Raw genomic sequence first — 21,605 nt, 5'->3', positions numbered from 1 at the left:
ATCATTTGCGGTTTTCCTCACATTCCTCTTCTTTGAGCGGTATTGCCCGTGAAGGATTAATAGGGGGAATATCCCTGTACATGTCAATTGATGGTGTTGTCAGAGGAATCTGACGCGTATAGGGATATTCCCGCAGATCTTGGGTTATACCTGTGCGATTAATGTATCGCGTTTACCCAGGGCGGCGGCACGCAGTGCTAACTGCAGAAACACATCGATATTGGTTGTCGAGAGATCTTTGCCCCAACTGGTAAATTCCTCACCGGCTGCCTGTACAATCTGCAATGAATGGCCCTGATCGAGCGTGGTATCGTTCCATGCCGCAACCAGTCCGATGGTACCGAACAGGGCACGGGGATCGTGACCCAGTTTGAGGTAGCGCTGTGCAGTGCTGTAGGCTCCGTGGATATCCTTATTCTTTAATTGGGCTTCCAGTGTCTCCAATTGAGTGACCGCGATCAAGCCGCCACCCACGGCTGCTGCCGGGGCGCTACTTGCTGTCGTACTCTCTTTACTGGCGAGCGGCGCAATTTCCTTATACAGGGCATTCACATACGCAGCAACCGTAAAGACCAGAGTGAAGAGTTCCTCATCCTGTACCTGGCGTAACGCGTTACGTGCGGCGGAGGCGAAGAGCAATCCATGGGAGGCGCGAATAAAGAGATCGCGATCAGCATCCCCAACGGATTGGAGCAGCTCGGCGGCGGCCAGTGCAGCAACCGCGGTCACGGCCAGTGGTGTTGCCTCACCAGTAATAATCGCATCATAGACCTGCTGACAGACCGCGCCCGTCTCTGCATTGCTGAGGATAACCTGTTGTAACGGCAATGCATTGGCGTTCTTTGGTGCGGATAATCTGGTGCGCACACTGGCAATGCTATGTTTGGAATCGGCAACGAAATCGCGTACCGTCTGAACCCAGGCCGCATTAGGCTTATTGGGTTGAATTGGCAGTTGTGGTGCCAGCCAGTGCAACAACTGCGGTACCTGTTTGCCCCATTCCACCGCATCCAGCAACTGGAAGCCGCGCACGGTATCCATCAAAGGATGTCCACCATTGGCAAAGGTTGTTGCGACCGCCTCATAGGCACGAACCTGAAGCGTGCGATAGTCTGCGCCAGTGCTATAGAGGCCCAGCAAGAGACGTTCGGTCAGGGCAGCGTCATTCTGTTGAATTGCGTCATTCAAGACCTGATTGACACTTTTTCCCTGATCCAACAACTCGCTAGGGAAGAACGGGCGTGGGCTTTCCAACTTCGCATCTTTGCCCTTGCGAATCGCGGGTGCGGCCGTGCTGAGGGCACGCACGAAAAGGGGCAGAGCGCGTGTTTGTAGTGGTGCCTCGGTATCCAGGGGAGCGGGACGGGCGCGCAAGAAGCGTGCCAGCATCGCGGCTGCTGCCAGTGTAATACTGACATGACCTTCGGGATCGCCCTGGCTTGCCAGAATGCCAACGCGGCCAATCAAGACATCGGCATTGCGTTCTTGTTCCAAAAGACTTCGTGCACTGGAGATAATTTCAGCATTATCTCCTTTCACTACTGCATCAATCAATGTTGAGAGGTCCACTCTCAGTTCTACTGCAGCCATATATGACTCCTACATATGTAAGTACGTATTTATTAGAACATGCATAGAAGGTGCTACTCTTCTTTTAATTCGCGAATAGCACTCTCAATGCGGGGGATTTCAGCATAATCTTCATCCAGCAATTTATATGCTCGACTTAAATAAAGTTCCGCCAATTTTGCACCGCGCTCTTCAGGTGCGGTTGCGGCCTTGACGATTTCAGCCCCGCGATACTTTTCAGGCAAAGAACGTGCGAATTGTTCGATGCGTCGTCTGGTATCCTGAAGGAGGGCTGTATCATGACCACCCAATGCATAGCGAGCCATACCCACCAGTTTGCCGACCTCGGCCAGTTTTTGTCGTTCCGACAAGGTTTGGATCAGTAATTCTTCTGCATCCAGATTATCAATCGGAGCGGTTTCAGTCACAGCCGTTTTGGCATGTGAGGCTGGCAACTGGCTGGCATGAGAAATATAGGTGGCATAGAGTTGAGCATATTCCTGACTGCTCATCGTTGCCAGTTGCATGCGCTCAATCTCTTCGGTCGATGTGCTGCCAATATCGCAGAGATCATCGCTACGGCGTTCGGCCAGTGCCTCCAACTGTGCGAGGCTCATACCTTCTTCTAACATTGGAGGAATGGGCATGCCGGAAATGTTCTCTGCGCCCTGTAGTTCTTCCGAAGGGATTTGGGCGGCGAAGAGAGGGGGTAGGTACTTCGCAATCGACATGGGTATTGGTGGTACAAGACAGTAGGTGCTATAGACAACCTGTGAGTTGCTTCTACTTCTTGCTATGAAAATAGCATGCCCCCTGGGAGCTTGTGAATCTCCACGTAAGAATTGTATACCCATAACGAAGTGTCCCTTCAACTTTCAGTGCGAATGACAGTGTTTCTATGCATTGCCATGCCTGGTCGTTTCGTTTTTTATACCCCTCAGTTGTGGCTATGCCACTTTGCAGAGGGGATATCCTTGAAAAGAAATGAGTGATTGTTCTTTTGAGTCCTGTGCCAGGCACATGACACGCCTTCTAGTATATCATTGATAGCAACATTCATGCCTTAAAGGCGGTGGCGAATCTGGCTTAATCTTTTCACAAGATCGGTATTCGTTTGTATTTCCTCCGCGGAAAGCTCTTCGCCCGCAGTTGGAATCGATTCCTCATAACTTTGCAGATAGCTGACGATTTCTGTCTTGCCAGCAATCTTGACGAAGTTCTGTAATAGCGTGCTGACCTGTGCGTCATTATTCAATTGTAGTTCTGTGACAGTGGTATCCGCATACTGCTCGGCGTACTGGCGTAAGAACGTGCCCCAGCGCTCCGGTGTCTTGATGCTATTCATGACTCGCTCAACCTGGATGATAGCCTTGCTCTGTTCATCGTGCGCACGCTCAAAGTCTTTACGCAGCAGATAGATAGCTCCTCGGGCAAAACGTGTATCTGCCACACCCAGTGGACGACGTTGTTGATGATAGAAGCGCAGTGCCTGTTCAAAATCCCCTATTGCGTTATCAAACGCTTCATTTGCGCGTTGAACCAGGCCGCGAACCAATAACGCATCGGCCTCGCTGGGTTGATCATCCGTCTGACGGAAGCGAATCAGGGCAGCCTCGCAATTTTCCAGGGCCTCATCATTCTGTTTCTGCCCAATATTGACCTGCGCGACACCAAGGACGGATAGCCCATCGCCATTGGTATCTTCAAGCAATTGGAACTGACGACCGACCTCAAAGAACGTATTCTGGGCCGCTTCCAGTTCACCCTGCGCCAGTCTGGCCTGTCCCTGTCCCAGCAGCGCTTCGACCGCCAGATTCGCCTGCTGTAACGCCTCGGCCTGATTATGCGCGCTGCTATAGAGAGCCTCGGCTGCTGCAAAATCTCCCTCAGTCTGGCGTAATTGTCCACGCATCGCCAGGACCGCAGGCAGAAGTTGCGCAGCCTGGGTATTCTGTTTTGTTTTGGCCTCGGCGGCATCCAGATAATCTTCTGCGTCGTTGAGATTGCCGCTCAGAATCGCCAGCCGAGCCAGATTGATCTCGGCTAGCACGATATTGGGTGTTCCCACGCGCTCATCCGCTTTTTCTGCCAGGGCATGTGCCTCTGTGAAGATGTTCCTGGCGGGACCCAGTTCACCCTTCTGGCGTTGTACTTCACCCAGACCAAGCAGGGCGCGGGTTTCCAGTTGACTATCCTTCAGGGTATTGGCCTGTTTCATGGCGCTCTCCAATGTTTGTTGGGCGCGACTCAAGAAACCACGGCGAAACTGGATTAAGCCCAGCACAACTGATGTCTCTGCCTGTCCCAGGCGGTAGGAGACTGCCTGATAGGTACGCAGGGTACGATCCATAATCGAATTGGCGTACGCGAGTTGTCCGCGCCGCAGATTCACTTCACCGAGTAAGCGGCCAGCATTCGCTGTGCCCAGACTATTATGTTGATCGGTATAGATCTGTAAGGCGGATTGAGCACCAATCAAGGTTTGATCGATATTGGATTGCTGAAAATTGATCTCGGCCAGACCCAGATTGGCATCGGCCTGCCCCAATTCATATTCGATCAGGCCTGAACGTGCCAGGGCATCTCCCAGGATCTGAGCTGCCTCATCAAAGCGTTCCTGCGCGGTATAAATGTTGCCCAGGCCAACCTGAGCATCGACGATCCCATAGTTATCGCCTGTGTTCTGATAGATCTCCAGGGCACGCTTGTAGCCCGTTTCGGCTTCTGTGAACTCGCGCCGCATGCGCTGGATATCAGCAAGGCTCCGTGCGGCATCTGCCTCATTAGTCTGCTCGTTCGCTTCTTTAAAATAAGTAATCGCATCCTGATAATGTTCGGCTGCATAGGCTGTATTTGCACGCTGCAATTCGATATGGCCTAATGCAAGCTCGACGTTGCCAAGTCCTTTGGGATTCTGCTGTTTGCGATAGATCTGTTGTGCGTTTTGATACGCATCCTGCGCTTGATCGAGATGAGCGAGCTTGCGCTCAATGTGGCCGCGTGAGAGTTCGCTGGATGCTACCAGCAAGGGACGGTCTGCCTCTTGATAGTGACGGATTGCTCGCTGATAACTATTGATCGCCTGTTCTAATGCGTTATTTTGCTCATAGATATCCGCAATCATGGCGCGGCAATCACCGGCCCGCTTAAAATCGCCAGTCATACGAAAGCGGATCTCAGCATCTCCAAATGCCTCGCTTGCCTGATCTAACTTTCCATCATTATAAGCGTTGAAGCCTGCATCAAGACGCTTTTCTGCTTGCTGTCGGTCTTTTTCTTTTTTTTCGTTCTCTGATGTGGTCATAACTATATATTCCTTAAACTCATGTCTAGCTGAGCATAAATGTTGAATGCTTTGCGTTCTGTATGCATTGTATATTCACTTGCTTTCGAAAGTCAAAGTTACCCGTGAGAGATCAATAGATGCTATCCACAATCGTGCTGGCTAATGCTATAATAGAAGAGGAATTTATAACTATATGCACATCTTTTTACGCTGACATGGTTGCTTTTGTGGCGCAATTCCTTTTTTTTGAAGCGTTGGCCAGAAAGTGTGTATGATTATTTTTTGAAAGGTAGTCCCCATTATGTATGAAGACGCTCTTTCACGTGTCGATCTCTTTTCAGAATTAAGCAAGAAAGAACTTCAGGCCCTGGCAAAGAGTTGTCAGGAGCGTTCATATAAGGCTGGCTCAACTATTATCGCTCAAGGTGATAGCGGTGTTGGTCTTTATATCATTACGGCTGGGAACGTGCATGTGACCAGACAGACTGCCGGTCATGAGGAAGAGGATTTAGGCACGCTGGGTGCTGGCAATGTGTTGGGAGAAATGGCCCTGCTCGATGATCTACCCCGTTCGGCCACTGTGAGCGCGGTTGATGATGTCACAGCCCTGTTATTGCCAGTCTGGGAGTTTCGCTCTTTCTTGCGCGATCATACAGATGTGGCTTTAAAACTGCTGGTTGTGTTGAGCCGCCGCTTACGCAAGGCTGAGAGCCAGCACGCCGAATAAGGTCCCTTTTTTCGGATAGACCTGAAAAAACGCACGAAAGTATGAGAGTGTCTTAACAGAGAAGCTTACACAATATGATCATCTGTTGAAATACTCTTTTATGATTCATCACATTCTCGACCATGAATAGCTCAGTTAGAAATCGTCGCGGCGATAGCTATCCGAGCTTTCATTAATTATTATCTGTTGGAGGTTAGCCGAGTCTGGTTTTTCGCGATTGAGCAGTTTCTGGATCTCCTCGAACATGGTCTCAACATCTCCAAATGATCGATAGACGCTTGCAAAGCGAATATAGGCGATTTTATCGAGCTGTCGGAGATGTTCCATAACGCGTTCTCCTATCACACTACTCGGAATCTCTTGCTTGCCAAAGCGATAGAGTTCTTGCTCAATCTCTTCAACGGCGTTCTCAATTTCGCCTGCGGGTAAAGGACGTTTCTCACAGGCTTTGCGAATTCCTACGTAAAGTTTCTGTCGATCAAATGCCTCACGACGCTGATCTTGTTTAATCACCATCAGGTGAAACTTCTCGACGCGTTCGTAGGTGCTAAAGCGGCCTTTACAGTGCTCACATTCGCGTCGCCTATGAACGGCATCTCCAACGTCGCGGGAATCTTTAACCCGTGACTCTGTGCCTCCACAAAAAGGACATTTCATCGATATCTCCGCTTGTTTCCTCCCTGTGCCTTCATCGATATCTCCAATGCTGGATCCCCTGCATGTATGCCTGGGGAGGAAACAATTGTTGCCCGAAGGCAGAGCGTTTTTGCATGGGAACGCCCAAAACCTTGCTCTTCCTCTGATTCAGGATTATTCTATCACAATCCTCGATTTTTTGGTTGTCATCTGCGTGCAGAGGAGGTCGTGGTTGTTGCGGAGGCTGCTGAGACTGCGTAGCTGTGTGCTACTGCTACTGGTTGCTCTGCCAGCTCTTTCGTTGTGACTGAGGCTGCCGTTGAGAGCTGACTTGGACGCACTTTCCCGATGTAACCTGAGCGTAACCGTGAGCCGACACGCCAATAGGCGTACCAGTAGGGCCCGTGCCCTTGACCGTTACGACAGGTGCTACATGATGCCTTGCCACATTTGCGATACTGTAACTGGTAGGTAATATGTTGATCGCTTGGTATAGTTGTCATGAGTCACTTACCCTTCCACAAATCAATTAACTTCAACATGACCTTCAAAGATAGTTCTATGATAACATCATTCGATGAACATTTTATGAATTTGTTATATCTGATTATTAAACATTGTTCATAATTTGCGCCAATTCTTCTGCATTGATATGTTTTTGTATAACACCTTTTTCATATACAAGAGAACTCATTCTTTCAGCTTTTTAGGTACAACCGTTTAAACATATCTATGCAATTCTTCTGGCAAAAAGAAAATTCGCTATAGACAGTTTATGTCATCTACAATAAGTGCTGTGAGTATAGAAAAGGGGTAGAATGTGTCAACATATACCCACTACGTTTGGGGAATGGTGATATAATGGTGTCTGTACCCGCTTTTTTCAGCAAAGAGCCATCTGTTACGTTCGTTACACTGTGTTGTTGGATTGAAAGAGAGCGAACTATGCAAATAATTATCAAAAGCAGACAGATGCAAATTACACCACAATTACGTGCAAAGATTGAGCGCAAGGTTCAGCGCCTATCACACTGGCTGAATGATGATGCGCGTGTTGAAATAACCGTCCTGGAGGAACAGACGCGCAGCGCCGGGGATCGTTACACCGTTCAGCTTGCCCTGGCAAACAATCCATTTCCTTCGCGAAGTGAGGTAAGTGCTTTAACCGCGACTGCGGCTCTTGATCTGGTGCTCGATAAAGTGGTGGCACAACTGGGACGTCAGAAAGGTCGTGTGACGACGAGACGCCAGAAGGCTGAACCCATTAAGATGCTTGCCCTCTCCCGTGGTGGTGCACTTTCCACCTTTGATGAATATGAAGACACCGACCTGCCTCCCGCCCCGGTTGATGAAGAAGATAATGAAGAGATCTGGACTAAAGTCCTGGAGATCCGACGTTTGCCGACCACATCCATGACGGATCATGAAGTGATCGAGCAGATGGAGAAAAGTGGCACCTCCTATTATCCCTTTTTCAACTCTGAGACCAATAGTGTCAATGTCATGTATAAGTTGGATACCGGCGGGTATGGGTTGCTAGTTCCAGCACAGGAATAAATAGCGTACTGGCTTTGAACTGAATAAAGCGGAAATGGAAATGCAGTATGTTGCAAAAGTGGCACATTTCATAGATTTGAAATGTGCCACTTTTGTCATATTTGCTGTGAGCGTGTCGACTTCTATTACAAGGTTATTTCGAATTCCCAGGGGCGTGGAGGGGATTCTTCAAATTGTCCCAGGGGATCAGCGGCGCGGATTGTCAATGTCCGTGCTCCCGTTGAGGGTAGGGGACGAAAACGCGCGCTTCCCTGATAGACGGCATTATTAGGGCCACTCGCCAGATCAGGGCGGGCCAGAATCATGCCACCGCGATCTCCTGTCCATTGGGCGCCTGTCGTATCCTTCAAAAAAAAGATGATGCGAGGGACAAAGGCAAAGCCCGCGGTAAAGGGTGGTCGAATCCACAGATACTGAAGCTCAAAGACATCCTGGTAGTATTGAATACGGTGTAAAATCAGGGTGTTTCCCTGTTGCTTCTGCTCAAGCTCAAGGATAACTGTACGTACAGGCTCACGTGTCGTCGTTGTTGTGCTTCGGTCCTCTCCCAGCGGCGGGGGTGCCGCAACAACCACCGGAGGACGAGAAGCTAATTCCAGAGCCTGGGGTGAAAACGGCGTTGGATCGCGGAGAATATCATTACATACCTGTAAACAGTCATCGCAAATGTATGCTGCTCCTGGTCCAGCGATCATCCGTCGTACATCCGAGGAATGACGACCACAAAATGAGCAACGAGCCATTGACCGATCAAAACTCATAGCATATTCCCCATCAGGTAAACCAGTGAATCAAGCCTAAACCAGCCTAAATGAGTCAATATGAGCGCGCAAAACAGAGGCAGCCTCAGTATATAATCCAAGGCGCTCCAGTAGAGAGGCGTGTGCCTCCCATTCTAACGTATCATCCAATGGTGCCAGGAGTGATGGCAAACTTGTTCTTGGTAATTCTAACACAGTGGATCCATGTTCCGTAGCGACACTGTTGAAAGATGGAACATTTTCCGACTCGGCATGGTTATATTTGCGTTGCAGAGCTAGCTCGAGTAAATAATCCGCGAAGTGTGGATTTTTTGGTAACAGCGAGCCATGCAGATAGGTGCCGAATGCGTTGCGATAGATCGCGCCTTCCGTATGATCCTCAGCGTTATTGCCATGGCCTTTGATAACTCTCCCCAATGGTTGGGCGGTTCCCAGATACGTACGACCGCCATGGTTTTCAAAACCGACCAGCGTCTGGTCGCCCCAGCGAATAGCGATATCTCCGATACAGCGTGGCACCTGAGATCCTTTATGCTCTGTCCAGGCGTCAAAGACACCCAGGCCACGCATATCGGGACCTTCGGCGGGACGATAATAATGGGCGAGCAGTTGAAAGCCGCCACACACCGCCAGTACAGGCATATCATCCTCGATAGCCGCCCACATCCCAATCCCTTTCATTTCATGGAGATCCTGCGCAACGGGAGCCTGTTCTTTATCTTGCCCACCACCAATAAACAAAAGATCATACTCATCCGGGGCCAGCGCATCGCCGACGCCCAATCCTACGACCCGCAATTCAATACCCCGTAACTGGCAACGCCTTTGTAACGTCAGGATATTGCCACGATCCCCATATAAATTCAATTGATCGGGATAGAGATGCCCTAACGTCAGGCTAAGTTTTTGTGAGCGATAATCTGAGATCATCTTTTATGCATCTCTTCCTTCCCAGTAGCGCGAGGTAAAGCCACGCTGTTCCAGTTCACGATGTAATTCAAGTAATGCTGTATACGTTGGTACGATGAAAAGTGTTTCGCCTACAGGTGTTTTTTGTAACGCGCCATCCAGGGCGTTTTTTATCCCATAGACATACTCAGGTAATTTTATATTCTCTTGCGTATTATACTCTACATTGTCCTTCTTTGCGCGCCGAATATGGAGCTTTTTCTGCTGGCGGCTGTGGGTGGTATGCAGTGTCTTAAGCGCCTTAAGTGGTGTAGGTGGGACGACCATAATTTTTTGCTCATCTACGCCCGCATATTGCATACGTAAGGCCAGATCGAAGGCCCGGGTGCCGCTGACAACAAGCGTTTCAATATGGTGGACCGCGCGCTCAAAATCCACATCCCAGATCCAGGAAATATCCTGTCCATCTGCGATGTTGTCATTCAGGATGAAGAGGATGTGGCGTGAACTATTATCCGAGAATAAGGTGCGCAGGACCTCGTTGAAGCCGGTAGGATTCTTGGCGAGGAGCAGGCGAATGGTTCGCCCCTCGACTTGAATGCGTTCGCCGCGCCCGAAGACTGGTTTGGATTGTTCAATACCAGTGGTCACGGCATCCCAGCCAATCTTCATTGCATGCGCAACGGCTGCCGCCGCCAGAGCATTGTAGATATTATAGAGTCCAGGTAAAGGTACGATTATTTCGTGGGCTGCCTCTTCGCCTGTCGCGATCTGTAAGCGGATACGATCAAAGCTCTCCATCTCCACCCGGCTAATACGGATATCGGGGGTTGGACGCCGCTTGCCGCACGAGGGACAATAGTAATGTCCCATGTGGCTGTAGAAGCGGGCGCTATATTCATATTCAGCACCGCAGTGAGCGCAGGTGCGGGTATCCAGTACCTGATAGCGTTTCTCTGTATCAGTCTCGGCTGGCTCTGCGGCCTCCAGTTGAATATCATCAATGCCATAGTAGATGATGCGACCGGGGAAGTTCTCTCCCAGTTGGGTAATTGTAGGATCATCGGCATTGAGAATTAATGTAGTACTTGCGGGTAACTGGGCAATCGCTATTTTCCATTTATTGACAACACTATCCACCTCACCGTAACGATCCAGTTGATCGCGAAAGAGATTGGTAAAAACAACGATGCGTGGTGGGATAGCGCGAACCAGTTTGGGGAGGGCTGCCTCATCGACCTCTAAAATCGAGATGGCCGCGCCAGAGCGGCGCAGGTGACCATTGGGTTGGGCGCGAATGACCAGAGAACTGGCGACGCCGCCAACCAGATTTGAACCTTCACGGTTGCGCCAGACACGCAATCCGTCGTCGCGTAGAATGGCGGCGATAAAGCTACTGGTCGTGGTTTTTCCATTGGTCCCCGTCACCATGATGCTGCCGTGTTCAAGTTCCGTCGCCAGATGAGCGACGATATCGGGGTAGACACGCTGGGCAACGACACCGATGATGCTTGTTCCGCCGCCAATATGGAGTCGACGGCTCAAAGCCCCGGCGGTACGACCAGCGATGACAGCCATACCGGCGCGCGCCGATCCTCGTTGACGCTTCTCTGCTGACTCCTGATGTGCTTCTGCTGGCACTGTGGGAAGCGAGGCGGCATCGGATTGATTCGTTTGTTGCGAGTGATCGGTATCAGGCGGAATTGGCTGGGATGGTTGTTGTTTTCGCATACTGTTCCTCCGCATCGGCGCTCCTGCTTCTGTCCTCTATAGTAGATGCATGCAGCATAGCATGCATGCCTTGATGGGGTCAAGTATATGGTAAAGATAGCTCCCTGGATGAGCTTTCTCCTCTTGTCAGAGTATGGTAAAGATAGATATGCTACTGAAATAACTCTTGCCAGGTATGGTATGCTTCAAAAGAAATTTTTGATGCTCCCTTTCATCCTGTCTGGAATAATGGCCCGTATAGAGCGGCAGGTTGGTGGTAGTGGAACAATGGAATGCAAGATGTTCATGGAAAGCCGGAAAAGATTGCTCGACGAGCTGCAATCCACAGACTGGCTTGCAATAGCTGTAAAATAGGATGGAATACCTACTTGTCAAACTATGCTATTCTATCCTTTAAGACAAACACTTATAACTGTGCGGGTTTTGTTCAATAACGAAGGTCAGGTATCAACTCAATGGCGAAAAAATTAGTAATTGTCGAGTCACCGGCCAAAGCAAAAACGATTGAAAAGTTTCTTGGTCGCGATTTTGAGGTCCGTGCTTCGATGGGCCACATTATCGATTTGCCTAAAAAAGGGCTTGGCGTGAATACGCGCAAAGACTTCGCTCCTAAATATGAGATTATCGAGAAAAAAGACAAATTAATCGACGAGCTTAAAGCTGCGTCAAAGCGTGCCGATGAGGTGTATCTGGCCCCGGACCCTGATCGCGAAGGCGAGTTTATTGCCTGGTCGCTCAAATATATCCTGGATTTAAAGAATCCTCATCGTGCTGTGTTTAATGAGATCACCAAGCATGCGGTCCAGGAGGCTATTCGCAAGCCCCGACAAATTAATGAAGACCTCTTTAATGCGCAACAGGCACGTCGTGTGCTGGATCGCCTGGTCGGCTATAAAATCAGTCCTCTGCTCTGGCGCCGCATTCAATCCGGTACCAGTGCTGGACGTGTGCAATCGGTGGCTTTGCGTCTCATTTGCGACCGCGAGGCTGAGGTGCGCGCATTTATCCCTGAAGAATATTGGAGCATTGCTGTTACGCTGAGTAAGCAGCAACAAAAAGAGCGCTTTGAGGCGCAGTTAATTTCTCGCCTGAATGATCTCGAATCCTTAAAGAGCGCTGAGTCGGCTGCTGATAAAGATGAGGCCGCAACGCCGGAAGGATCAGAGAATGGTGCGAAGGCAGGCAAAGCCGCAAAAGGACGTATTAAGATTTCCTCGCAGGCTGAATCCGATGCCATTATGCAGGAATTGCAGGGTGCGTCCTATCGCGTGCTGAAGTATGAAGAGCGCGAGCAGCGTCGTCAGCCTCCCCTACCGTATACCACCAGTACCTTGCAGCAGGATGCATCACAGCGGCTCTACTTTAAGCCGAAAAAGACCATGAGTCTGGCTCAACAACTCTATGAAGGCATTGAAATAGGCGCACGCGGTCATCAGGGTCTGATTACCTATATGCGTACCGACTCGACCCGTATCTCGGAAGAGGCACAGAGTCAGGTGAAAGCATACATTGCGGAGGCGCATGGTCAGCCCTATGTGGGTCAGGGGCGCGTTGGTAAATCCAAGGCTACGACCCAGGATGCCCACGAGGCTATTCGTCCGACTGAAGCCGCACTGACACCACAGGATGTCAAGTCGTATCTGACGCCCGATCAGTTTAAGCTGTATAATTTAATCTGGCGGCGCTTTGTAGCCAGCTTTATGACGGCTGCGATCTTTGATACGGTGCGTGCCGATATCGTTGCCAAAAACTATGTGTTCCGCGCCACCGGTTCCAATCTGAAGTTTCCTGGTTTCTATGCCGTCTGGTCGCGTGAAGAGGATGAAAAGCTTCTGCCTGCCATGAAAGTCGATGAGCCGCTGGATTACCATGGTTTGAAGCCTGAGCAGCATTTTACTCAGCCACCCCCTCGTTTCTCTGAGGCCAGCCTGATCAAAGAACTGGAAGAGCAGGGCATCGGTCGTCCAAGTACCTACGTTCCTATTATCAGTACGATTCAGGATCGTGGTTATGTGGATCAGGAGCAGCGCCGTTTCGTGCCAACCTGGTTGGGCGAAACGATCAATGAGGTGATGAATAAGCATTTTCCCAATATCGTGGATACCGGTTTTACCGCCGATATGGAGCGCAAACTGGACGATGTTGAGGATGGGCGACGTTCCTGGATTGAGTTCCTGAGTACATTCTATGGCGATTTTAAGACGACGATGGATAAAGCTGAAGTGGAGATGAACCGCGTTCAGAAGCCATTGGAGGAGACCGATGAGTTGTGTCCCGATTGTGGCCGCAATCTGGTGATCCGTACCGGACGCTTTGGACGTTTTATCTCATGTTCTGATTTTCCTGAGTGTCGCTATCGTCGCTCGGTTGTCAATAAAACAGGCGCGCTCTGTCCACAATGTGGAGGGGATCTGGTCGAGCGTAAGACACGGATGAAGAAACGCCTTTTCTATGGCTGTGGAAACTATCCTACCTGTAACTTTGCCATCTGGGAACGTCCAGTGCCGGATCTCTGTCCCAAATGTGGTGGTCTGATGGTGGTACCGAAAGGTGCGCAGGAACCTGTGTGCTATCAGGATTTCCTGGCTCAGCATACTACTGAGGATAAGCCTTTACTGGATGGTAAGGCTAAAGCCGCCCGTGCTCCGCGCACAACCCGTAGCAATGCGACCACGACAGACGGTGCCACCTCTCCTGCTACGAAGACACGCCGTAAAAGTGTAAGTGCAACGACAAAGGCGACGGACGATACGGCAAAGAAAACGACCAGGCGGAGTGCGAGCACGACCACTAAGGCAACGACAAAAACAGCTACACGCACGACAGCGAAGCGTACGACGAAAACGACAAAAACAGCTACAGCGAAGGCCAAAGCAAGCAGTAAGACGCCCACACGCCGTACTACTGCGACGACAAAGGCCAATGCGGCGTCAAAGCGTGAAACTGGCGCGACACAGTAACCAAAAAAGCAGAATCAAGCCTTTGGTGTATGATATAATCGGGAAATAATTGCGCTCTCAAAAAACGCGAATTGTAAGAGAGTTCTGCTTAAATGGAGGATTACATGCCGCATGCAGTGACGCTGATTCCCGGCGATGGGACTGGGCCCGAAATTTCTGAGGCGACGCGCCGTGTCCTTGAAGCGACGGGTGTACAATTTGACTGGGATGTGCGACAGGCAGGAGCGGAAACGCTGGCAAAGCAGGGGACCGTTTTACCGGATGAAGTTATTGAGTCGATTAAACGTACCCGGGTGGGTCTGAAAGGTCCAATTACGACCCCTGTGGGAAGAGGGCAACGTAGCGCCAATGTGACGCTGCGCAAACAACTCGATCTCTATGCTAATCTGCGTCCTGCCAAAACATATCAGGGCCTTCGTTCCCGGTATGAGAATATTGATCTTGTGATTGTGCGTGAAAATACTGAAGATCTTTATGCTGGCATTGAGTTTCAGCGTGGCACTTCTGAATATGAAGAATTGTTGGCGATGATCGGACGTACGACGGGCCATCACATTGATCCTAACTCAGCCATGAGTATCAAGTATATCTCAGTGGCGGCGACGCGGCGGATTGTCAAATTTGCCTTTGAATATGCCCGTGCCAATAAGCGACGCAAGGTGACGGCAGTGCATAAAGCCAACATTATGCGCATGTCGGATGGCCTGTTTTTATCCACAGCACATGAGGTCGCCAGAGAGTATCCCGATATCCAGTATGAAGACCGCATTGTCGATAATATGTGTATGCAACTGGTCCAGAAGCCCGAGCAATACGATGTCCTGGTTCTGCCTAATTTATATGGCGATATTATCTCCGATCTATCCGCTGGCCTGATTGGTGGACTGGGAGTGGCTCCGGGGGCCAATATTGGCAGTAATTATGCCGTCTTTGAACCCGTTCATGGTAGTGCCCCGAAATACGCGGGCCAGAACAAGGTCAATCCTATGGCGATGATGTTTTCTGGCGTCATGATGTTGCGACACCTGGAAGAGCGGGATGCCGCGCTCCGCCTGGAAAAGGCCTTGATGCAGACCCTCGCCGAAGGGAAGTCGGTGACCTATGATTTGAAGCCGCGCCCTGATGATCCAGGCGCGGTCGGTACATCGCAAGTTGCTGATGCGATCATCGAACGCTTAAAATCCTTTTAAAGTTGTTTTTATCCCACAGTTTCTATGATCCCTAGATGACTTTTCGCGCCAGAGGCGCTCAAATATTTTATAGTATATGGTGCATAAGCCGTTCAGAGAACGGCTTATGCACCATATACTATAAAATATTTGAATCGAAGCTAATTTGAACTTTTAGGTTTTTATTACAAAGTGTTTGATTCCCATCACCAGCGGTATTTTGCTGTTTGACCTACTGGCAGGCGCAGGCGCGCCTGCGCCCTTTTTAATGTGTGGTGCAGGAAAGATACACAGCACATTTCCTGTTTAGTATGTAGTGTAGAAAAAGTTCGAAGAACTTTTTCTACACTACATACTCTGTTTGAGCACCGTAGGTGCGAAAAGTCGAGCGCGCAAAAAGCTTTTTTGAGATAATTCTAGTGAAGAAAAGGGCAGCATTTCCAGTTGGAAGCGCTGCCCTTTTCTTCACTAGAATTATTCTTGTACTACGCCTTTGCGCCATTTGTGGCGGGCCTGGATGTAGCGGACAGTGCCGGAATGTGAGCGCATCATGATCGATGAGGTACGCGCGCCCCAACCATAGTACTGTACACCATCCAGCATTTCGCCGGTGGTGATACCGGTTGCGGCAAAGCTGACATCGTTGCTGCTAACCAGATCGTCAATACGGAAAACACGTTCAAGATCGATACCGTCTGCTTTGAAGCGCTCGCGCTCCTCTTCTGTGCGGGGCCAGATCTTGGTCTGAATTTCACCGCCCAGGCATTTCAATGCGGCGGCAGCCAATACGGCCTCTGGTGCACCACCAGTCCCCATCAGGACATCAAGACCACGATAATCTTCCATGGCGGCCTGAATGGCGGCGGCCACATCACCATCGGTGATCAGGCGGATACGGGCACCGGCGGTACGGATTTCCTGGATCAGTTCCTGATGACGGGGGCGATCCAGGACGGCAACGGTGATATCATCAATATGGGCGTTACGGACACGTGCGATACGGTCGAGGTTGACTGCCACTGGGGCATTGATATCAATCACGTTTTTGAATGCAGGACCAACGGCAATCTTATTCATGTAATAGACTCCGGGAGGGGCCGAATACATGCTGCCGCGACCAGCGGTGGCGATAACGGCCAGCGCACCTGGTGAGCCCAGGGCCAGCAAACGTGTGCCATCGACAGGATCAACTGCTACATCGACTTCAGGCTTGTTGCCATTGCCGATCTCTTCACCAACATACAGCATCGGGGCTTCATCTTTTTCGCCCTCACCAATCACAACCACACCATGCATATCGACACCATCCACAGCGTGACGCATGGCATCTACTGCGGCCTGATCGACCATCTCTTTATTGCCGCGACCCATCCAACGACCGGCGCTCAGGGCTGCGGCCTCGGTAACGCGAACAAGTTCCATACCCAGATTGCGCTCTACTGTGCGCGAAGGTTCAAAACGTTCCATTTCTACTGACATGCTTTTAAATCCCTTTTGTGTTTATTTGTACGTACCGGGGATGTGTGCGGCAACGCTCAGCTTGCATAATGGCCTGTAGATTATCTACCGCCTCCTCAAGTCTCCCCTGTCGGTTCACAATGACATAATCATAGTGTTCTTGTTGCGCCAGTTCGTGCTGGGCATCGGTGAGCCGACGTTGGCGTTCTTCCTCTGTCTCTGTTTGACGGTTCGTCAGACGTTCAACCAATTCATCCAGGGACCCGGGCACCAGAAAGATATAAATAGCTCCTGCTACCTTTTGACGTACCGTCGCTGCACCCTGTACATCGATTTTGAGCAATACGTCTTTTCCCTGTTGGATGTTGTCTGTAATTTGCTGTAAGGGTTGTCCATACCAGTTTCCGTGCACTTGCGCGTACTCAATGAGTTCGTCATGTGCAATCATGTCTTCAAAACGTTCATGATCGACAAAATAGTAAGGGTTGCCCTCAGTTTCACCGGGACGAGGGGCGCGTGTCGTTACAGAGGCAACGACATGAAAAGAAACTCCTCTGGCCTTCAAGGCGTTGATAACGGAATCTTTTCCGGTCCCAGACGGCGCAGAAAGGACAAATAACAGTCCTTGTTTCACTGATGCGGCCTGATTCGACGGTGTCACTGTCGATTGAATCTCAAGTTGCATGCTTCTCTTCCTGGTGTTGCTCAATGAGAGAGAGGATTGGTGTACGAACAAACATCTCTTTGTTATACTGTAATTTATTGCTGCTAGCCCTGGCTCTCTGTAGCCAGTTGCCGTATCATATACTGATGCGTCAAGGCATGCTTGCCCTACTATTGTACAACACGGAAGGGTATCTCGAAAGGCGCCCGGGTACACTTCTCCGCTGCATGGGCTTGTTTTTTTACAGCTCATACCTGTTAAAAATTCTTATAAACGTGCGTTATATCTCTAAAGAGGAATATCGCGTCAACCTGCCTGATTGAAAAGTAAGTCGATGTCGAAGTTAGCCGCAAGCAAGCGGTGTTTCAGAGTGTTAGGCTCCCATGCTCTCCACGATCTCTGTGCATGAGTTTTCGCACCGCTGGTGCTCAAACCAATGTTTAGTGTGTGGTGCAGGCGCGTCGGCGCCTGCTAGCAGGTGAACAGCAAGATCCCGCTGGTGATGGGAACGCAAACGCTTTGATAGAACGGATACTGCTACTATGTATATTGATGCTTTTACCCTTGCCTGTGTGGCCGATGAGTGGCGCAAGTTGCTCATTGGTGGGCGTATTGATACTATTATTCAGCCAACTGAGCATGCCGTGGCGTTGCAATGCTATGCGCCAAGTTTCCAGGAAGGGGTGGGTGGCAAAAATCGCTGGATCTATCTTTCCGCCCATCCCCAACTGGCACGGGCCCATATTACGGCCTTGAAGCCGCAGAAGATTGCGAATGAGCCGCCCGCTTTCGTGATGCTGCTCCGTAAGCATTTAGAGGGTGCACGTATCGAAGCAATTGAGCAGCCACGCTGGGAGCGCGTGATTGAGATTGTCGCTGGCTATCGCAAGAGTCCCGAGAGTGATGAGCGTATCCGTTTTCGCATTATTATTGAGGCGATGGGACGCCTGAGCAATATCGTTTTTTGTGATGAGCAGGGGATGATCCTGGGAAGCTTGAAGCGTGTGGGATCGGATGTAAACCGCTATCGCGTGATTGCGGCAGGCGTCCCTTACATGCCACCACCTCCCTTGCAGCGGACCCTGGCGGGTCAGCAATTGCCACGCCTGGAGCCGAGTACAGTGACGGCGGCCCAACTCTCGATCTGTGCCAGCGATGAGACGGTACTGGAGAATGAGTCCACGCATGCCAAAAAGCGTAAGAAGTCTCAGGAAGAGCCCAGGCTCTGGCAGTTGCTTTCCAAGCATGTGGCTGGCTGTAGTCCTATCGTGGCGCGTGAAGCGGTCTATCGGACCACTGAGAATGCGGAGACGCCAATCTCTCAGGCCGATCAGAATTTGTGGGACGAACTGGCCTGGAATATCCAGGATCTCGCACAGGGCTATGATAATCGGCGTTGGCTACCACAAATGGTGGAGCGGCAGATGACGGCGGAGGAACTGCAAACATCCTTTGTTGCCAGCGGCTCGGATCGCTATGTTCCGCTTGCCTTTGCCGCCTACGCGCTAGAACAATATAGCACGCGTTCCGACATTCGCACGCGCCAGTCGCCTTCGATGAATGTAATCCTGGATGAGTATTTCGCCCGTGCCGAGTGGCGGGATGCATTGGATGGCCTGCGTGGTCCCTTGCGCCGTATCTTACAGACCAATCTGGATCGTTGCCAGCGCAAAGCTGAACTATTACAGCAGGAGATGGCGAATTCAGAGGAGGCCGCCCGCTATCGCCTCTATGGGGAGTTGCTCTTAGCCTATCAGCAGGAGGTAACGCAGGGACCGAGCAGTATTGTGCTGCAAAACTACTTTGATCAGGCCGATGGCGGGGATACCGTTGCGGTGACGGTCCCACTCGATCCACGCTTTGATGGTGTTGGCAATGCCAATCGTTACTTTAATAAATATCATAAATTGCGCCGCGCCCTTGGTTTGATTCCTGCCCAGATTGAGTTGAATGATCTGGAATTGGCAACCCTGAAGCAGCTAATGACTGATTTGAAGCTGGCTGAGAATGCCGCCGAGGTCGCACATGTCAGGCTGGAGGTGCAGGCGGCGGGCTACATTCGTGGCAAGGCCCTGATTGATAAGAAGGCGTTAAAGGCGGCAAAGAAGGGTAAAGGGGGCAAGCAGGCAAAAGGAAAAGGCAAGTCAGTGGCTCCGGGTGGTGGTGTGCCCTTACATATGCAGAGCCGTGATGGTTTTACACTGCTGATCGGTAAGAATAGCCGCCAGAACGAGGAGGTTACCTTTCGACAGGCGACATCCAATGATCTCTGGTTACACGCACGTGGGGTATCTGGCGCGCATGTAATTATCAAGGCGGCCGGACGTGATGTTCCGCGTAGCACCATTGAACAGGCCGCGAGTCTGGCAGCCTATTATAGCGAGGCACGTGGTTCAACCAGCGCGCCGGTAGATTATACCTTGCAGCGCCATGTACGCCATATGAAAGGTGGCGGCCCGGGCATGGTAATCTTCGATCACGAACAAACCATCTATGCCGAGCCAGATGCGGCTGTACAAATGCTCAAGGCATAAACCATCTCCTTTATGGTTGGTTGGATTACTGGACTGGAAGAGTGGGCAATGAGCTTGTTATGTGCGTTCGCGTGATGAGCCAATTCCCATCTCTTCGCGGTATTTGGTGATCGTACGGCGTGCCAGTGGGATACCCCGTGCCGTCAGCTGGCGCGCCAGTTCTTCATCGCTCAGACGGTGATGGATATCTTCAGCTTGAATGAGTTCGTGTAACATATCTTTAATCCTCAGAGAGCCATCAAAGAAATAGGCGATAGGAATGAGTTGTCCGTTGGGTAGCAAGGCGTATTTGTTGGCGGTGGCGCGGCTGACGGTCCCTTCATCGAGATGCAGGATGCTGGCAACCTCGGCTCGCGTGAGGGGATAGAGATAGCGAATGCCTTTTTCAAGAAATTCTCTTTGGTGATTGATGACGATTTCCGCGACGCGTTTCAAGGTGCGCCAGCGCCGATGGATACAGTCCACAAAGAACTTTGCCCGGTCGCGATTCTGATACATATAGCGTTGCATATCACTGCTGCTCTCGCTGGAGAGCGGTTCAGCATGATCGCCGGGTAGTACATAGTTGGTATCAATGCGAAAATTATAGCGTTTCTCTTCCATCAGTTCAACCTCGAAGCCGTTCTCGCCCTGACGAATAATGATATCAGGGTGAATGTAGGAGATGCCGCTACCCAGCGGGGTGTCATGATGGGAGGAGCGGTAGAGATAACCTGGATAGGGATGCAGGGTATTGCGAATATACTGACAGGTCTGACGAACCTCGCGTTCTGGAACATGCAGTTGGCGGGCAATTTCCGTGTACTGGTTATGTCCCCATTGCTTTAAATAGCGGTCAATCAGAGCATAAGCCAGTGGATGAGGCGTCTGTTGCTCGCTGATGGCCGCAAATTGGATCAGCAGACATTCGCGCAGGTCGCGTGCGCCCACACCCAGGGGTTCCAGCGTCTGGAGCTGGCTCAGGACAGTGGTTACACGTTGGATGGGCACCTGCAAATAATCCGCAATTTCTGTCACGCTGATCTCCAGATAACCCCGTTCATTGAGATTGCCCACCAGTTGTTCGGCAATTGAGGCATCCTCCGGCGAGATCAGTGCCATTAGTTGTTGTAAGAGTTCCTCTTCCAGTGTCTCGTTGGTAGGAATGCGGGCCATTGGATCATAACTATCCTCATTATCGGCATCCGCGAAGCCATAATTGTCGTTATCGTAGAAGAATGCATAGGATGGCTGTTCCCATGATCCTTCCTGGAGCATGCACTGTTGCTGCTGCGAGTCGATGGAAGAAGCGTTTTGTGTGAAGCGACCGCAGACAGTACAGGATGAGCCATACAATGGTGTTGAGCAGAAGAGACAAATAGTTTGCTCGGTCACTTCGAGGACAGGATTCTCGTTCTTTTCCTGATTGATCGTGCTTTCAAGCTCGTCTGCTGAGAGATGTAAGATCGTACTGGACGTGACAAGCCGAGCACTGATTTTGACGGTTTGTTCTGTTCGTGGCGTTTGTTCCAATCGCATACAATATCCCCTACTAACCCCATTACGCGCCTCTGAATGCATGTTACGCCATTAGATGTGTTTTTTATGGTCCGGTTGTATGGTAGCCGTGCAGTGAATGCGCTGACGCCTGTCTTGTAGTCATGG

General features: G+C 50.6%; 17 protein-coding genes. 6 read left to right on the top strand and 11 right to left on the bottom strand.

Annotation, left to right across the window (positions count from 1 at the left end; all coding sequences use genetic code 11):
- Window positions 1–144 precede the first annotated feature (144 nt).
- The 3 genes from F1593_RS13610 to F1593_RS13600 all read right to left on the bottom strand — a co-directional run bounded on the left by F1593_RS13610 (window position 145) and on the right by F1593_RS13600 (window position 4,873).
- Window positions 145–1,590 carry a hypothetical protein gene (locus F1593_RS13610; protein WP_149402117.1) on the bottom strand — a complete coding sequence of 482 codons (1,446 nt, stop codon included), beginning with the start codon at window positions 1,588–1,590 and terminating at the stop codon, window positions 145–147.
- A gap of 53 nt (window positions 1,591–1,643) precedes the next feature.
- Window positions 1,644–2,423, bottom strand: coding sequence for a hypothetical protein (locus tag F1593_RS13605; RefSeq protein ID WP_149402116.1), 780 nt, complete (start codon window positions 2,421–2,423; stop codon window positions 1,644–1,646).
- Window positions 2,424–2,632: 209 nt separating this feature from the next.
- Entirely contained in the window at window positions 2,633–4,873 is a 2,241-nt protein-coding gene (locus tag F1593_RS13600; RefSeq protein WP_149402115.1) for a tetratricopeptide repeat protein, read from the bottom strand.
- A gap of 283 nt (window positions 4,874–5,156) precedes the next feature.
- Between F1593_RS13600 and F1593_RS13595 the strand changes: the two genes are divergently transcribed.
- Complete coding sequence (locus F1593_RS13595) at window positions 5,157–5,582, top strand: cyclic nucleotide-binding domain-containing protein (protein WP_149402114.1); 426 nt, start codon at window positions 5,157–5,159, stop codon at window positions 5,580–5,582.
- A gap of 135 nt (window positions 5,583–5,717) precedes the next feature.
- Here F1593_RS13595 and nrdR read toward each other — a convergent pair whose 3' ends face one another.
- Both nrdR and F1593_RS13585 read right to left on the bottom strand, forming a co-directional pair.
- Window positions 5,718–6,239 carry a transcriptional regulator NrdR gene (gene nrdR / locus F1593_RS13590; RefSeq protein ID WP_149402113.1) on the bottom strand — a complete coding sequence of 174 codons (522 nt, stop codon included), beginning with the start codon at window positions 6,237–6,239 and terminating at the stop codon, window positions 5,718–5,720.
- A gap of 185 nt (window positions 6,240–6,424) precedes the next feature.
- Window positions 6,425–6,721 (bottom strand): DUF6788 family protein, encoded by a 297-nt coding sequence (locus F1593_RS13585; protein ID WP_149402112.1) that lies wholly within the window; start codon window positions 6,719–6,721, stop codon window positions 6,425–6,427.
- A 442-nt stretch (window positions 6,722–7,163) separates the two neighbouring features.
- On the opposite strand from F1593_RS13585, the gene hpf reads away from it, so the two are divergent.
- Window positions 7,164–7,775 (top strand): ribosome hibernation-promoting factor, HPF/YfiA family, encoded by a 612-nt coding sequence (hpf, locus tag F1593_RS13580; protein WP_172632105.1) that lies wholly within the window; start codon window positions 7,164–7,166, stop codon window positions 7,773–7,775.
- Window positions 7,776–7,900: 125 nt separating this feature from the next.
- On the opposite strand, the gene F1593_RS13575 is transcribed toward hpf, so the two are convergent.
- The 3 genes from F1593_RS13575 to F1593_RS13565 are packed head-to-tail and all read right to left on the bottom strand — an operon-like array spanning window position 7,901 to window position 11,176.
- Window positions 7,901–8,536 carry a ClpX C4-type zinc finger protein gene (locus F1593_RS13575; RefSeq protein WP_149402110.1) on the bottom strand — a complete coding sequence of 212 codons (636 nt, stop codon included), beginning with the start codon at window positions 8,534–8,536 and terminating at the stop codon, window positions 7,901–7,903.
- Window positions 8,537–8,572: 36 nt separating this feature from the next.
- On the bottom strand, window positions 8,573–9,466 hold the full coding sequence (locus tag F1593_RS13570; protein ID WP_149402109.1) for a type 1 glutamine amidotransferase: 894 nt from the start codon (window positions 9,464–9,466) through the stop codon (window positions 8,573–8,575).
- A 3-nt stretch (window positions 9,467–9,469) separates the two neighbouring features.
- Window positions 9,470–11,176 carry a MurT ligase domain-containing protein gene (locus tag F1593_RS13565; protein WP_172632104.1) on the bottom strand — a complete coding sequence of 569 codons (1,707 nt, stop codon included), beginning with the start codon at window positions 11,174–11,176 and terminating at the stop codon, window positions 9,470–9,472.
- A gap of 87 nt (window positions 11,177–11,263) precedes the next feature.
- On the opposite strand from F1593_RS13565, the gene F1593_RS13560 reads away from it, so the two are divergent.
- The 3 genes from F1593_RS13560 (at window position 11,264) to F1593_RS13550 (ending at window position 15,326) form a co-directional block, all read left to right on the top strand.
- A complete protein-coding gene (locus F1593_RS13560) occupies window positions 11,264–11,530 on the top strand; it encodes a hypothetical protein (RefSeq protein WP_149402107.1) in 267 nt (88 codons plus the stop codon).
- Window positions 11,531–11,631: 101 nt separating this feature from the next.
- Complete coding sequence (gene topA / locus F1593_RS13555; protein WP_149402106.1) at window positions 11,632–14,136, top strand: type I DNA topoisomerase; 2,505 nt, start codon at window positions 11,632–11,634, stop codon at window positions 14,134–14,136.
- Between the two features lie 104 nt (window positions 14,137–14,240).
- Complete coding sequence (locus tag F1593_RS13550; RefSeq protein ID WP_149402105.1) at window positions 14,241–15,326, top strand: isocitrate/isopropylmalate dehydrogenase family protein; 1,086 nt, start codon at window positions 14,241–14,243, stop codon at window positions 15,324–15,326.
- Between the two features lie 453 nt (window positions 15,327–15,779).
- On the opposite strand, the gene glpX is transcribed toward F1593_RS13550, so the two are convergent.
- Window positions 15,780–16,784, bottom strand: coding sequence for a class II fructose-bisphosphatase (gene glpX / locus F1593_RS13545; RefSeq protein ID WP_235932575.1), 1,005 nt, complete (start codon window positions 16,782–16,784; stop codon window positions 15,780–15,782).
- 4 nt (window positions 16,785–16,788) lie between these two features.
- Complete coding sequence (gmk, locus tag F1593_RS13540) at window positions 16,789–17,448, bottom strand: guanylate kinase (protein WP_149402104.1); 660 nt, start codon at window positions 17,446–17,448, stop codon at window positions 16,789–16,791.
- A 521-nt stretch (window positions 17,449–17,969) separates the two neighbouring features.
- On the opposite strand from gmk, the gene F1593_RS13535 reads away from it, so the two are divergent.
- Window positions 17,970–19,961: an Rqc2 family fibronectin-binding protein gene (locus F1593_RS13535; RefSeq protein ID WP_149402103.1), complete on the top strand. Its 1,992-nt coding sequence runs from the start codon at window positions 17,970–17,972 to the stop codon at window positions 19,959–19,961.
- A gap of 57 nt (window positions 19,962–20,018) precedes the next feature.
- On the opposite strand, the gene rpoN is transcribed toward F1593_RS13535, so the two are convergent.
- A complete protein-coding gene (gene rpoN, locus F1593_RS13530) occupies window positions 20,019–21,479 on the bottom strand; it encodes an RNA polymerase factor sigma-54 (protein WP_172632103.1) in 1,461 nt (486 codons plus the stop codon).
- Window positions 21,480–21,605 lie beyond the last annotated feature (126 nt).

The organism is Dictyobacter arantiisoli, from assembly GCF_008326305.1.
Taxonomy (GTDB): domain Bacteria; phylum Chloroflexota; class Ktedonobacteria; order Ktedonobacterales; family Ktedonobacteraceae; genus Dictyobacter; species Dictyobacter arantiisoli.
This window is presented reverse-complemented; position numbering and strand designations above follow the sequence as displayed.

Bases quoted from the DNA above. Each gene is read 5' to 3' on its own strand.
- F1593_RS13610 (WP_149402117.1), bottom strand. From the start codon at position 1,590: ATGGCTGCAGTAGAACTGAGAGTGGACCTCTCAACATTGATTGATGCA.
- F1593_RS13605 (WP_149402116.1), bottom strand. From the start codon at position 2,423: ATGGGTATACAATTCTTACGTGGAGATTCACAAGCTCCCAGGGGGCAT.
- F1593_RS13600 (WP_149402115.1), bottom strand. From the start codon at position 4,873: ATGACCACATCAGAGAACGAAAAAAAAGAAAAAGACCGACAGCAAGCA.
- F1593_RS13595 (WP_149402114.1), top strand. From the start codon at position 5,157: ATGTATGAAGACGCTCTTTCACGTGTCGATCTCTTTTCAGAATTAAGC.
- nrdR (WP_149402113.1), bottom strand. From the start codon at position 6,239: ATGAAATGTCCTTTTTGTGGAGGCACAGAGTCACGGGTTAAAGATTCC.
- F1593_RS13585 (WP_149402112.1), bottom strand. From the start codon at position 6,721: ATGACAACTATACCAAGCGATCAACATATTACCTACCAGTTACAGTAT.
- hpf (WP_172632105.1), top strand. From the start codon at position 7,164: ATGCAAATAATTATCAAAAGCAGACAGATGCAAATTACACCACAATTA.
- F1593_RS13575 (WP_149402110.1), bottom strand. From the start codon at position 8,536: ATGAGTTTTGATCGGTCAATGGCTCGTTGCTCATTTTGTGGTCGTCAT.
- F1593_RS13570 (WP_149402109.1), bottom strand. From the start codon at position 9,466: ATGATCTCAGATTATCGCTCACAAAAACTTAGCCTGACGTTAGGGCAT.
- F1593_RS13565 (WP_172632104.1), bottom strand. From the start codon at position 11,176: ATGCGAAAACAACAACCATCCCAGCCAATTCCGCCTGATACCGATCAC.
- F1593_RS13560 (WP_149402107.1), top strand. From the start codon at position 11,264: ATGGTAAAGATAGCTCCCTGGATGAGCTTTCTCCTCTTGTCAGAGTAT.
- topA (WP_149402106.1), top strand. From the start codon at position 11,632: ATGGCGAAAAAATTAGTAATTGTCGAGTCACCGGCCAAAGCAAAAACG.
- F1593_RS13550 (WP_149402105.1), top strand. From the start codon at position 14,241: ATGCCGCATGCAGTGACGCTGATTCCCGGCGATGGGACTGGGCCCGAA.
- glpX (WP_235932575.1), bottom strand. From the start codon at position 16,784: ATGTCAGTAGAAATGGAACGTTTTGAACCTTCGCGCACAGTAGAGCGC.
- gmk (WP_149402104.1), bottom strand. From the start codon at position 17,448: ATGCAACTTGAGATTCAATCGACAGTGACACCGTCGAATCAGGCCGCA.
- F1593_RS13535 (WP_149402103.1), top strand. From the start codon at position 17,970: ATGTATATTGATGCTTTTACCCTTGCCTGTGTGGCCGATGAGTGGCGC.
- rpoN (WP_172632103.1), bottom strand. From the start codon at position 21,479: ATGCGATTGGAACAAACGCCACGAACAGAACAAACCGTCAAAATCAGT.